The following is a 12908-nucleotide window of genomic DNA, read 5'->3' on the forward strand; positions in this document are numbered from 1 at the left end:
CACCACTCCGTCGGGTTCCCTCGCGGCGCGGGTCGCACCCCTGGCGCGCTCGGTCTCATCGTTGAGATCCTGGGCGGGAGCATGGCGCAGGGCGGCCCCCTCCGTCGATCCGACCCGCACCGGTCCGCGCCTCGCCGTGCTGGGAAATTGCCAGGCCGAAGGGGTCGCCCAGGCGCTACAGCTGATGGTCCCGACCGCTCGCGTCGCGCTGATCCCCCTGGGGCGTCTCACCCGGCACTACGGAACCCTCGATCGCCTGCGCACTCACCTGGACGCCTTCGATCACGTCTTCACGCAGTTCTTCCCCACGGGCTTCGTCGAGGGCGGCAACGTCCACGCCCTGGCGGAGGGCGACCCACGCGTCCGCCTGTTCCCCACCATCCTGTTCCCCGGCTACCACCCCGACATGGTCCATGTCGGCGATGTCGGCGCGCTCTCCGCAGCGCACCTCGTGCGCTCGCCGGTCGGCCCCTACCACTCGGCCATCATCCTGTGCGCCTATCTCGAGGGCCTGAGTCCGGCGGACACCGTGGCCCTGTTCCGGGACTCCACCTACGCGCAGCTCGGCTATTACGAGGCCTGGAACGAGGCGGCGGCCTACCTCCTCGGCGGCGGCCGCGACATGGTCTTTCCGCTGGAGGCGGATCTTGCCCGGTGGTCACGCCGCGGCTGCTTCATGCATGTGCTCAACCACCCCAAGCTCTTCGTGCTCGCCGACATCGCCCGCCGCCTCGCCAGCGAAGCCGGGCTCGCGCCGGTCGACGTGCCGGTGGAGGATTACCTGCCCGACGAACTCGCCGCCGACGTCGTCTGGCCGCTCTATCCGGATTTGGCCGCGCGCTACGGCCTGCCGGGAACGATGGTGTTCAAGGACAAGGCCCGCGGCGCGGCCTTCCCGAAGCTCTACGACCTTCCGGCGTTCGTCGCGGCGAGTTTCGCGATCTATCGGCGGCACGATCCGGCGGCGCTCGCGTGCACCCGCGTCGAGGCCTGGCGGGCCGATCCGGCGGTCCGGGCGATCTTTCGGGCCTGATCGCCGGGGCTCAGGCCAGCGCGGCGCGGGCGTCCGCGCTCCGGTCGGCCGGCCCCGTCCGCATCAGAGCGCCGGTCAGATCCACCACATCCTGGATGCGAAACGGTTTGCCGAGAAAGACGCTGTCCGGCACGGCGCGCCGGTCGCTGCAGCCGCTGGTCGAGGTGTAGATCACCGGGCAGTCCGGATTGAACTGCCGGAAGGCGTCCGCGACCGTCCAGCCGTCGATGAGGCCCGGCAGGTTGATGTCGGTGAGCAGGAGCGCGAACCCGCCCTCGGGACTCGCAGGCTGGGTCCCGGCCCGCCGGATCGCGGCGATTGCGGCCTCGCCGCTGGAAACCGACACCACGGCAATGCCGCTCCGCTCGCAGAGGCCCGTGAGCATGTCGAGGAGAAGGTAGTTGTCCTCCACCATGAGGACGTGACGGTGTCGCATCGATCGCACCAGAGGCTTTGCACCCTCGACTTGGTCCGATATTGGTTAAGTGACGATCAACGGATGCAGTGTTTCGGCGAAGTCGCGGTTATGGCGTCGTCGTGGCTTCGGCAAAAACGTGGCCACAGGACTTCTTGGAACGCCCCCATGCCGGATCATCCGCTCCCCGAAGCCGGGACGTCCCCGGCGCGGTCCGGGTCGGTCGCTGCGATGCGCCCGGTCTACGATCCCGGGACCCTGACCGAACTCGAAGGCATCTTCGGCCGTCCGCGGCTGATGGACCTGCTCGACCGCCTTAGGACGGAGATCGCCCAGCGCCTGCGGGCTCCGGCCTCGGACCGGGCCACCCTCGGCCACGATGCCCACACGCTGCTCTCGGTGAGCGGGTCGCTCGGCTTCAACGAACTGTCCGGCCGCTGCGCCGAGATGGAACGGGCCTGCCTGCAGGGCGCCGACCTGACGCGGCCGCTCGCCGCGGCACAGGCGGCCGCCACCAACGCGATCGCGGCGATCGAGACCCTTCGGGATCGCCCCTGACGCGACTTAGACGAAGACGGATCGCAGCGGGCGTTCTGGGCGGCACCTCAGGTTCAGTCCCGCCTGTTGCCGCTGCGCAACAGCCTGATCCTTAACGGTGGCGGCCCGGCCGATGTGCTGCCGATGTCCTACCGATGCCGCAATCGCGCGCGATTCCGAACCGTGTCGTCCGGGTCGACCTCCGGTCCTTCTGCGACGCGTTCGGGTCCGCATCCCAGCAATCTGGCCGGATTCGGAAAGGGTTGCTCAAGGTTGACGGAACCTTCGCTTAACCGAGATCGCCTAAGAACCGCCCATGCGGCCCCGAGGGGGCCCCACGAGGCGCCGTCGCCCCGATTGTGATCGATTTGGCGGCACTGCCCGAGGAGAACAGGATCATGTCCATGACCGCGCGCTTCCGCGTGTTTCCGCTGGCGGCCGCCCTCTGCGCCGCTCTCAGCGTCGCCGCCTGTACCAATGACAAGGATCTCGCCGACGCGTCCGGGTTCGGTGCCGGTGGCGGCGGCCTGAACGGCGGCGCCAATACGCCCGGCAGCGCCCAGGACTTCGTGGTGAACATCGGCGACCGCGTGTTCTTCGAATCGGACTCCACCGACCTGACCTCCACCGCCACCGCCACCCTCGACAAGCAGGCGAACTGGCTGCAGCGCTACCCGCGCTACACCTTCCTGATCGAGGGCCACGCCGACGAGCGCGGCACGCGCGAATACAACTTCTCGCTCGGTGAGCGGCGCGCGCAGTCGGTCAAGGATTATCTCGCCTCGCGCGGCATCGCGGGCGGACGCATCCGCACGGTCTCCTACGGCAAGGAGCGTCCGGTGGCGGTCTGCAACGACATTTCGTGCTGGTCGCAGAACCGCCGCGCCGTCACCGTGCTCGACCGGGGCGCCGGTTCGTAAGCCACCGGACGCCCCGTCGCCGTGCCGCGCGTGCGGCGACGGGGTCTCGTATTCGCCAAGGCACAACGCTTCGAAAAATCGCCGGGCAGGTCGGGCGGGCCGCACCGGGCCGCATTTTTGCCGTGCGGCACGGCATTTGGTATCGGACGGATTCTGTCCCCGGGACAACGCCCTCGTCCTTTGACCACCGGTAACCACCGCCATGCTTGCCCGCCTCCTCCGCGCAACCCGCCTCGCTGTCGCGACGGGCCTCGTCTCGGGACTTCTGCTGTCGGGATCTCCGGTGCCGTCCCAGGCGCAGGATGCGTCGGACTTCGTGGTCCGGCTCAACCGGCTGGAGAATCAGTCGCGTCAGACCGCCGGGCAGATCGAGACGCTGCAATACGAGAATCGCCAGCTCAAAGAGCAGCTCCGCAAGTTCCAGGAGGACGTGGAGTTCCGGCTTCAGGAGATGAAGGGCGGACGCCCAAGCCCCCCGGCGGGCACCAATCCGGCCGCGGCCAAGCCGCAGAAGCGCAGCGACGCCTTCGATCCCGACCAGAACCCCGGTCGTCCCGGCGCCCCGATGCAGCTCGGGACCACGACGCCGACCGCGCCCGTCGCCGAGGCGCCGCGCATGCGCAGCTTGCCTCCGACGGTCGTGGATTCCGACGACGACGAGCCCGGCCTGACCCCGCCCGGCCTCGGCGGCCCGGTGGACCTGACGCCGCCGGCGCGGGTTCCCACCACGGGCGCGCTGCCGAATCCGCCGCGGCCCGGCAGCGTCGCCGCCACCGGATCGGGCGATGCCCGCGCCGACTACGAGACCGCCTACGCCTACATCCTGCAGCGTCAGTACGAGCAGGCGGAGATGGGCCTGCGTCAGTTCATCCAGTCCCATCCGCGTGATGCACTGGTGCCGGCCGCGACCTACTGGCTCGGCGAGAGCTACCTGCAGCGCAACCGCAATCGCGAGGCGGCCGAGCAGTTCCTGAAGGTCTCGACCGATTACGCCCGTTCGGCCCAGGCGCCCGACGCCATGCTGAAGCTCGGCGCCTCGCTCAACGCGCTCGGCGCCCGCGAACAGGCCTGCGCGACCCTGGCGGAACTGGAGCGGAAGTTTCCCTCGGCCAGCGCCAGCGTCCGCCAGGGCGTGAGCCGCGAACAGAAGCGCGCGCGCTGCGCCGCCTGACCATCGCGCCGGAGACGGTCGAGGCCGCGATCCGGCCCTGGCTCGGCACCGAGGCGGTGCTGCTCGCGGTCTCGGGCGGGCCGGACTCGACGGCTCTCATGGGCGCGGCCGCGCGGGCCGGGTCCGCCGCGCCGCTCCACGTCGCCACCATCGACCACGGCCTGCGCCCGCACTCCGCCGCCGAGGCTGCCGCGGTGGCGATGGCCGCCCGGACCCTCGGCCTGCCGCATCGGACGCTCGTCTGGACCGGACCGAAGCCGGCCAGTGGCGTGCAGGCCGCGGCGCGCGCGGCGCGCTACGAACTCCTGGCGGCGCATGCCGGGTCCCTCGGCGCCGGCCTCGTGCTGACCGGCCACACCCGCGACGATCAGGCGGAGACGGTCCTGATGCGGCTGCTGGCGGGGAGCGGCCCGGCCGGCCTCGCGGGCATGCGCCCGACCCGTGATCTGACCTCCTCGATCCGCCTGGGGCGGCCCTTCCTGGGCCTCGCGAAAGCCGACCTCGTCGATTACTGCGCGGCGCGGGGACTGGCCTTCATCCGCGATCCCTCGAACGGCGACGACCGTTACGCCCGCGCCCGCCTGCGTCGCCTGCGGCCCGACCTCGACCGGGAGGGACTGAGCACCGACCGCCTGTGCCGCCTGGCGGAGCGCTGCGGCCGAGACGACGCCGCCCTGGCCGCGTGGGCCGGCACGGTCTTCGCGGATGCGACGACGTCGCAGGCCGGAGGGACGATCCGTCTCGACGGCACCGCCCTGCGCGCCCTGCCGGATGCGGTGCTTCTTCGTGTCGCGAGCCTGGCCGTCACCCGCCTTACCGCGACGTGGGACCATTCCGTCGGCCGCGAGCGCCTGGAGCGTCTGGAGCGTCTGGTCCTCGACGGGCTGGTTCCGGCGCTGCGCAGCGGCACGCCTCTGCGTCGGACCCTGCGCGAGACCCTGTTCGAGGTGACCCGCACCGGTGATCTCGTCCTGACACCGGCACCGACGCGCCGGACACCAGGGACTGCGTCGCAGCATTAGGACTGTGTCGAAGCATAAGGCTTGTCACCCGAAGGTTCGGAGATGGCCTTGTCGCCGCTTCACGCCCATGGCTACGTCGCTGCGGCTGCGTGCCCATGGCTGGGGCCATGACATGGACGGCACGTCGACTTGGCAAGGGGTGACTCGCTGCCTACATTGGGAGCGAGCGTCAGGATTGACTCGCCCCATTTCGCGCGGCGGGCCCGGACGCCTCCAGGGAAAGATCGATGAACCCGAATTTCCGCAATTTCGCCTTGTGGGTCGTCATCTTCCTGCTCGTGCTCGCCCTCGTGACCCTGTTCCAGAACCCGGGTCATCGCGGTGGCGGCTCCGAGATCGCCTACAGCCAGCTTCTGAACGATGCCGATTCCGGCAAGATCCAGACGGTTGTGATCTCCGGGCAGGACGTCAGCGGCACCTATGTGGGCGGCGGCAACTTCACCTCCTACGCCCCGAATGATCCGAGCCTCGTCTCGAAGCTCCAGAGCAAGGGTGTGCAGATCACCGCGCGCCCGCCATCGGACAACACGCCGTGGTTCATCCAGTTGCTGGTCAGCTGGTTGCCGATCCTGGTGTTCATCGGCGCCTGGATCTTCCTGTCCCGCCAGATGCAGTCCGGCGCGGGGCGCGCCATGGGCTTCGGCAAATCGAAGGCCAAGCTGCTGACCGAGGCTTCCGGCCGCGTCAGCTTCGACGACGTCGCTGGCGTCGAAGAGGCCAAGGAGGATCTGCAGGAGATCGTGGAGTTCCTGCGCGACCCGCAGAAGTTCCAGCGCCTCGGTGGCCGTATCCCGCGCGGCGTGCTCCTCGTCGGTCCCCCTGGTACGGGTAAGACCCTGATCGCCCGGGCGGTCGCGGGCGAGGCCAATGTGCCATTCTTCACCATCTCGGGCTCGGACTTCGTCGAGATGTTCGTCGGTGTCGGCGCATCCCGCGTGCGCGACATGTTCGAGCAGGCCAAGAAGAACGCCCCCTGCATCATCTTCATCGACGAGATCGATGCGGTCGGCCGTCATCGCGGCGCCGGCCTCGGCGGTGGCAACGACGAGCGTGAGCAGACCCTGAACCAGCTCCTGGTCGAGATGGACGGCTTCGAGGCCAATGAGGGCGTGATCATCATCGCGGCCACCAACCGGCCGGACGTGCTCGATCCCGCTCTGCTGCGACCGGGCCGTTTCGATCGCCAGATCATGGTGCCGAATCCCGACGTCGTCGGCCGCGAGCGCATCCTGCGCGTCCACGTCCGCAAGGTGCCGCTGGCGCCGGATGTCGACCTCAAGGTCATCGCCCGCGGCACCCCGGGTTTCTCGGGTGCCGACCTGATGAACCTGGTCAACGAGTCGGCGTTGCTCGCCGCCCGTCGCGGCAAGCGCATCGTCACGATGCACGAGTTCGAGGACGCCAAGGACAAGGTGATGATGGGCGCCGAGCGGCGGACCCTGGTCATGACCGAGGACGAGAAGCGCCTGACCGCCTATCACGAGGGCGGCCACGCCATCGTGGCCTTCAACGTGCCGGCGACTGATCCCGTCCACAAGGCGACGATCATTCCGCGCGGCCGGGCGCTGGGCATGGTCATGCAGCTGCCCGAGCGTGACAAACTGTCGATGTCGTTCGAGCAGATGACCTCGCGCCTCGCCATCATGATGGGCGGACGTATCGCCGAGGAGATGACCTTCGGCGCCGACAAGGTGACCTCGGGCGCCCAGTCCGACATCGAGCAGGCCACCCGCCTCGCTCGCATGATGGTCACCCGCTGGGGATTCTCGCCCGAGCTTGGCACCGTTGCGTACGGCGAGAACAACGACGAGGTCTTCCTCGGCATGTCGATGGGCCGGCAGCAGACGGTGTCGGAAGCCACCGCCCAGAAGATCGACGCGGAAGTTCGTCGCCTCGTCGAGACCGGCCTGGAAGAGGCGCGCCGCATCCTCGGCGAACACAAGGACGACCTCGAGGCCTTGGCGCAGGGGCTTCTCGAGTACGAGACCCTCTCGGGCGATGAGATCAAGAACCTCATCGCCGGCCGACCGCCGATCCGCGATGCGGGCGATGGTCCGACCACCCTGCGCGGGTCGTCGGTCCCGTCCACGGGTCGCGGTCGTCCGCGCGGCAGCGACGGACTGGAGCCGCAGCCCCAGGCCTGATCGCCACCGCGCGAACCGATCGCTCCGACACCACGAGCCCGCCTCCGGCGGGCTCGTTCGTATCAAGTCTCCACGAATGCTGGTTCGGGTTCCTCGATCGCCCTCGGTTATCGCCCGTGATCCCGCAACTGGATCTTCAGGCTGTCGGGTGCACAGATCCTGACGCATCATCTCCGATGAGGCTGGGAGAACGGCGTCCGGAAACGGAGCTGGCCTCCTCGGCTCAAGATTAGAAACGGGACGCGAAGATCATGGCGCGCAAGTATTTCGGCACGGACGGTATCCGGGGCCGCGCCAACGGCGTCATCACGCCGGAACTCGCCCTCAAGGTCGGTCAGGCCGCCGGCCTGGTGTTTCAGCGCGGCGATCATCGTCATCGCGTCGTGATCGGCAAGGATACCCGCCTGTCGGGCTACATGATCGAGACCGCCCTGATCGCCGGCTTCACCTCTGTGGGGATGGACGTGCTCCAGCTCGGGCCGATGCCCACCCCGGCTGTGGCGATGCTGACCCGCTCCATGCGCGCCGATATCGGGGTGATGATCTCGGCCTCGCACAACCCGTTCGAGGATAACGGCATCAAGCTGTTCGGGCCGGACGGGTTCAAGCTCAACGACGACGTCGAGCACGAGATCGAGGCCCTGATCGACGGCGAGTTGCACAAGCGTCTCGCAGGCTCGCGCGATCTCGGACGCGCCAAGCGCATCGAGAGCGTGCATGCCCGCTACATCGAGTTCGCCAAGCGTTCGCTGCCGCGCAACATCACCCTCGACGGCCTGAGGATCGTGGTCGACTGTGCCAATGGCGCGGCCTACCGCGTGGCGCCCGAGACCCTGTGGGAACTCGGCGCGGAGGTCATCGCCATCGGTGTCGAGCCGGACGGCTTCAACATCAACCGCGACGTTGGATCGACCGCACCGGCCGCGCTCTCCGCCAAAGTCCGGGAACTGCGCGCCGATATCGGCATCGCCCTCGACGGCGACGCCGACCGTGTCCTCATCGTCGACGAGAAGGGCCAATCGGTCGACGGGGACCAGCTGATGGCCGTGGTCGCCCGCTCGTGGAAGGAGGACGATCGCCTGACCCAGCCGGGCCTGGTCGCGACCATCATGTCCAACCTCGGCCTCGAGCGTTACCTTGGCGGGATCGGGCTTAACCTCGCCCGCACGGCCGTGGGCGACCGCTACGTGCTCGAGCACATGCGCGAGCACGGCTACAATCTCGGCGGCGAGCAATCGGGCCACATCATCATGTCAGACTACGCGACCACCGGAGATGGCCTCGTGGCCGCTCTCCAGCTGCTCAGCGTCGTCAAGCGGCAGGAGCGCCCCGTGAGCGAGGTCTGCCACTGCTTCGAGCCGTTGCCGCAGATCCTCAAGAACGTGCGCTATCGCTCCGGCGAGCCTCTGCGGGCGGATTCGGTGGTCACCGCCATCGCCCAGGCCCGCGAGCGCCTCGGCAATTCGGGGCGCCTCGTCATCCGCCCCTCGGGCACAGAGACGGTGATCCGCGTCATGGCCGAGGGCGACGACCGGCGCCTCGTCTCCGAGGTGGTCGACGAGGTCGTGGAGGCGGTGACCAGGGCGGCGGCCTGAGAGGTCCGATACCGGGATCGAAGCCCGGCCTCAAATCCGGTCCTCATCCGCCGGCGCGACTTCGCGCCAAGCGGCCAGGAGGGCCGCAAGCAGCGCGTCCTCATCGGCCTCCCAGAGATTGAGATTGGTCCAGCCCCGGCGGCCCCAGGCGCCCTCGATCGCCTCGAAGCGGTCGGGTTCAGCCTCGACCCATTCCGCCTGCTGGGCGCGCGACAGGCGCAGAACCACTCGCTCTTCCTCGACCCAGAGCGTCGCGAAGATGCGCCCCCACACGCGGAAGTCGGGATGGCCGCTATGGGCGCCCTCGACGACTTCCGGCAGGGCACGGGCCAGACGTCGAACATCCTCGGGTTTCATGGTCACGAACGTGACGTCTCCCTGGTCATCGTGAAGCACGATGTCTCTTGCTGGACGATGCTCGCAAGTGCCCGTCGCAATACAACCAAACCGGTGTCAACGCTTCGGCAAGGATAAGATTTAACGTTAAATCCGATTTAACACTTCCCCACCATGGTGTCCTCGTCATCCCGCCGGCGTCTTGAGCTTCCGGCACACGGTCGATTGAAGGACATCCGATGCGCCGCACCAAGCTGTCTGCCTTGGCGCGCTCGATCACGCTCATTGTGAGCGTGGCAGCGCCCTGCCTCGCCCAAGCGGCGGATCTGCTGCCCCCGCTGCCGCCCGAGCCGCTGCCCCCGCCGGTCGAGATCGGCGGCGGCTGGTACCTGCGCGGCGATGTCGGAGTCGGCGCGACCAATGTCGGTGCCATCTCGACGACGGTGCATGGCGAGGGCCTTCCTTCAGGCTACCGCTACGATCAGAAGTCGGTCGAGGACAGCTACTTCGCCGGCGGCGGCGTCGGTTACCAGTTCGGCAGCTACTTCCACGGCGACATCACGGCCGAATATCGGGGCGGCAGCAAATTCCGCTTCCAGGACAGCTACGACTCCGTCTGCGGCGGCGACAACGCCTATCCGTGCAAGGGCGTGAACGCCTACAACGCCAACCTGTCGTCGGTGGTGGTGATGGCCAACGGCTACATCGATCTCGGCACCTGGTACGGGGTCACGCCCTTCGTCGGCGGCGGCGTCGGTACAGCCTTTCACCGCTTGAGCGGATTCAACGATTCCGGCTTCGGCGCCGCCTCGGGTGGCTACGGCTACGCCAAGGACAAGAACACCAACACCTTCGCGTGGGCCGCCATGGCGGGCCTCGGCTACAGCGTCACCCCGAACGTGAAGCTGGAACTCGGCTATCGCTACATGAACCTCGGCCATGTCGGCTCCAACCCGGTGACCTGCATCAACGATCCGGGCTGCGGCGGCGCCGTCTACAAGATCAAGGACATCACCTCCCACGACGTCCGGATCGGCATGCGCTGGCTGCTCGGAGGCGTCGTCGCCCCGGCGGTCGTCGAGTACCAGCCCGAGCCCGCCCCGCTGATCCGCAAGTACTGATCCGGAAACGACGGTCTGGGGCCGCCAAGCCGCCCTCGTCGTCGCGACCGCTGAACGTCCAACAAGCACCGATCCAAAACGGCCACGACAGCGGGAGACTGCTCGCGTGGCCGTTCTGCTGTGTCGCATGGGGGTGAAATCCTAAGGTGACGAAAACCTTTTCGCAGCAGAGGGTTAGGGTTAAGTCCTCTCTAACGCTTCCCGTGCAGGATCGCCAGAACGGCAATCCGCACCGCGTCTCCGGCGCCCGGTCTGCCACGCGTACCGTGAGTTCGAGGGCGTTATGGCCGCACACCGATTCCGCACCGCGACGGCACTCGCCCTCGCGCTCTCCGCATCCGGCTGGGCCACGACCGTACGGGCCGCCGATCTTCTGCCGCCCCCGCCCCCGCCGCCGCCGATCGCACCGGTGGCCATTGGTGAGGGCTGGTATCTGCGCGTGGACGCCACCGTCAGCGACTACGCCCGGCCGCGCGATGCGACGCCGCGACCGGCCGACGGCAGCCCGATCGTTCCCCTGACGCGCATGAACCTCGAGACCGTGCCGGGTTACGGCGGCGGCATCGGCTACCGGATCAGCAACTGGCTCCGCGTCGACGCCACGATCGATCAGCGCATGCCCGCGCGCTACAGCGCCTATTCGTCCGGGTCCAATTTCGTGACCGGCTACAATGTCGAGGCGGGCCAGATCGACGTGCTCACCGGCCTCGTCAACGTCTATGCAGATCTCGGCACCTGGTGGGGCCTGACGCCCTATATCGGCGGCGGCATCGGTTTCGCCGACAAGCGTTTCGCCAAGGCCTACACTCAGACCACCTGCATCCTCGAATTCTGCGACAACAATGCGGGCACGGGCCCGCGCGACGCGGTGCGCCGGCCGAGCCGGTCCGTCACCTCCCTCGCCTGGGCCCTCACCGGTGGCGTCTCCTACGACATCGGCCATGGCCTCAGCCTCGACACCAGCTACCGCTACGTCGATCTCGGCCGGGCGAAGACCGGCGTCGATGCCTTCGGGTACGATTCGCGCCTGAAGGATCTGGCCTCGCACGAGGTCCGGGTCGGCTTGCGCTACCGCTTCGCCGACGCCTCCGGTCGCCTGCCCGGCCTGGCGGTCCCGAGCTGGAGCCGGAATCCCTACGAGTAGGGGAGGGGACCCGCAGGCTCTCGGTGCACCTCGTTCGGGGGAGCGTCGGACCGCCGCGTCCTCCCGAGTCCCGTCCCGCCACGGGACGGCTCTCCACTACATCAAATCGCAAACCGCAACGGAGCGTTAAGGTTACTCAAGTAGAACCAGGCTACAGGCACAGCACTCTCACCCATCGGGCTGCGCCGTTAGGACGACATCGATGCGTACCGCAACCCTCGCGCTCCTGGCCAGCTTCACCCTCGGGGTCATCGCGCCGGCGCAGGGGGCCGACCTCGATTACGGCGTGCTGCGCGGGTCGGACTACGAGCCCGAGATCCAGCTCATCGACTGGAACGGCATCTATGTCGGCGGGCATGGCGGGTATACGTCCGCCTCCGCAGGCTTCAAGAACGTCTACACTCCGTTGATCTTGAACGAATTGCGGGATTCGTCGGCTGAGAGCCTTTTTGGCGCCTCGACCCTGCTCCCTTCGCGGACCGGCACCACGGAGGGTTCCAGCTACGGCGCGTATATTGGTTTCAACTATCAGTTCGAAGAGACGGTGATCGGTATCGAGGCCGATTACACGCGCTTCGATCGGACCACTTCGGCGCGCGACAGCATCGCTCGTTTCAAACTCAGTCCCGATGGCTACATGGAAAGCGTCTCCCTCGACGGGGCGGCCACCTCACGCGTCGAGGATTACGGGACGCTGCGGGCGCGTGGAGGCTACGCGATCGGAAACTTCCTGCCCTACATCACCGGTGGTCTGGCGATCGGCCGCGTTCATGTCGATCAATCGGTCGCCATTCAGTATCATGGCTACGACGCGGCCGCCTACAAAGCCAATCAAGCCCTCCAGGTGGGCGCCAAGGCCGTTGCCGTGAAGGATTTCGGTTACGTGAATGGCGGCTTCGATCCGAACAACCCTGAAGCCGGTATCCCGGCAACCAGGCGGGTGCGCAACGCCAAGACCAAGACCATGGGCGGATTCGTCCTCGGCGCCGGCCTCGAATTTGCCCTCACCAGCAACATCCTGCTTCGGGCCGAATACCAGTACGTGATGCTTAACGACTTCCAGGAGAGTGCCGCCAACCGCGTCGCCATCAACACCGTGCGTGCCGGTGCCGCGGTGAAATTTTGAGGGTACCGTTAAGCAGTCGCCCCTATCCTGGCGGTTCGATCATCAGCCGCAGTTGGCCTGCGCCCGCCGGGATGTTCTCCATGCTTCGACTCGTCCTCGCCGGCAGCGTCTTCGCCGGCAGCGTGCTCACGATGCCCGCGGGCGTCGGAATGGCTCTCGCGGGGGGAGAGCCCGGGCCGGCCTATCGGCGCCCGCTGCTTCCGCCCGACATCGCCTATCGCGACCCGACCTACGTCGCGCCGCCGCCGCTTCGGACCGTGGTCCTGGCGCCGGTCCTTCGCGCGCCGCGCTCCCTGGCGCTTCCGCTTTACAACGAGCCGCCGCCGCGCTTCCCCACCCCGTAG

General features: G+C 68.0%; 13 protein-coding genes. 11 read left to right on the plus strand and 2 right to left on the minus strand.

The window, feature by feature from the left end:
• Window positions 1-61 precede the first annotated feature (61 nt).
• Window positions 62-1033 carry a WcbI family polysaccharide biosynthesis putative acetyltransferase gene (locus ASF57_RS09315; RefSeq protein WP_280138748.1) on the plus strand — a complete coding sequence of 324 codons (972 nt, stop codon included), beginning with the start codon at window positions 62-64 and terminating at the stop codon, window positions 1031-1033.
• A 10-nt stretch (window positions 1034-1043) separates the two neighbouring features.
• On the opposite strand, the gene ASF57_RS09320 is transcribed toward ASF57_RS09315, so the two are convergent.
• Window positions 1044-1469, minus strand: coding sequence for a response regulator (locus ASF57_RS09320; protein ID WP_056482263.1), 426 nt, complete (start codon window positions 1467-1469; stop codon window positions 1044-1046).
• A 147-nt stretch (window positions 1470-1616) separates the two neighbouring features.
• Between ASF57_RS09320 and ASF57_RS09325 the strand changes: the two genes are divergently transcribed.
• From ASF57_RS09325 to glmM, 6 genes are all read left to right on the plus strand, one after another.
• A complete protein-coding gene (locus tag ASF57_RS09325; protein ID WP_082503801.1) occupies window positions 1617-2006 on the plus strand; it encodes an Hpt domain-containing protein in 390 nt (129 codons plus the stop codon).
• A gap of 377 nt (window positions 2007-2383) precedes the next feature.
• Window positions 2384-2905 carry a peptidoglycan-associated lipoprotein Pal gene (pal, locus tag ASF57_RS09330; RefSeq protein ID WP_056184345.1) on the plus strand — a complete coding sequence of 174 codons (522 nt, stop codon included), beginning with the start codon at window positions 2384-2386 and terminating at the stop codon, window positions 2903-2905.
• A 202-nt stretch (window positions 2906-3107) separates the two neighbouring features.
• Window positions 3108-4076 (plus strand): tol-pal system protein YbgF, encoded by a 969-nt coding sequence (gene ybgF, locus ASF57_RS09335; RefSeq protein WP_056482266.1) that lies wholly within the window; start codon window positions 3108-3110, stop codon window positions 4074-4076.
• Between the two features lie 56 nt (window positions 4077-4132).
• Window positions 4133-5098, plus strand: coding sequence for a tRNA lysidine(34) synthetase TilS (tilS, locus tag ASF57_RS09340; protein WP_082503802.1), 966 nt, complete (start codon window positions 4133-4135; stop codon window positions 5096-5098).
• A 227-nt stretch (window positions 5099-5325) separates the two neighbouring features.
• Window positions 5326-7242 (plus strand): ATP-dependent zinc metalloprotease FtsH, encoded by a 1917-nt coding sequence (gene ftsH / locus ASF57_RS09345; RefSeq protein WP_056482272.1) that lies wholly within the window; start codon window positions 5326-5328, stop codon window positions 7240-7242.
• A gap of 251 nt (window positions 7243-7493) precedes the next feature.
• Window positions 7494-8837: a phosphoglucosamine mutase gene (gene glmM, locus ASF57_RS09350; RefSeq protein ID WP_056184059.1), complete on the plus strand. Its 1344-nt coding sequence runs from the start codon at window positions 7494-7496 to the stop codon at window positions 8835-8837.
• 30 nt (window positions 8838-8867) lie between these two features.
• Here glmM and ASF57_RS09355 read toward each other — a convergent pair whose 3' ends face one another.
• A complete protein-coding gene (locus tag ASF57_RS09355; RefSeq protein WP_082503832.1) occupies window positions 8868-9194 on the minus strand; it encodes an MmcQ/YjbR family DNA-binding protein in 327 nt (108 codons plus the stop codon).
• Window positions 9195-9412: 218 nt separating this feature from the next.
• Here ASF57_RS09355 and ASF57_RS09360 point away from each other — a divergent pair, with 218 nt between their 5' ends.
• From ASF57_RS09360 to ASF57_RS09375, 4 genes are all read left to right on the plus strand, one after another.
• A complete protein-coding gene (locus tag ASF57_RS09360; RefSeq protein WP_056184054.1) occupies window positions 9413-10294 on the plus strand; it encodes an outer membrane beta-barrel protein in 882 nt (293 codons plus the stop codon).
• 283 nt (window positions 10295-10577) lie between these two features.
• On the plus strand, window positions 10578-11438 hold the full coding sequence (locus ASF57_RS09365) for an outer membrane beta-barrel protein (protein WP_056482274.1): 861 nt from the start codon (window positions 10578-10580) through the stop codon (window positions 11436-11438).
• Window positions 11439-11640: 202 nt separating this feature from the next.
• Window positions 11641-12564 (plus strand): outer membrane beta-barrel protein, encoded by a 924-nt coding sequence (locus ASF57_RS09370; protein WP_056482277.1) that lies wholly within the window; start codon window positions 11641-11643, stop codon window positions 12562-12564.
• Window positions 12565-12644: 80 nt separating this feature from the next.
• On the plus strand, window positions 12645-12908 hold the full coding sequence (locus ASF57_RS09375) for a hypothetical protein (RefSeq protein WP_156376035.1): 264 nt from the start codon (window positions 12645-12647) through the stop codon (window positions 12906-12908).

The organism is Methylobacterium sp. Leaf117 (genome assembly GCF_001422985.1).
In the GTDB taxonomy this organism is placed as follows: Bacteria; Pseudomonadota; Alphaproteobacteria; order Rhizobiales; family Beijerinckiaceae; genus Methylobacterium.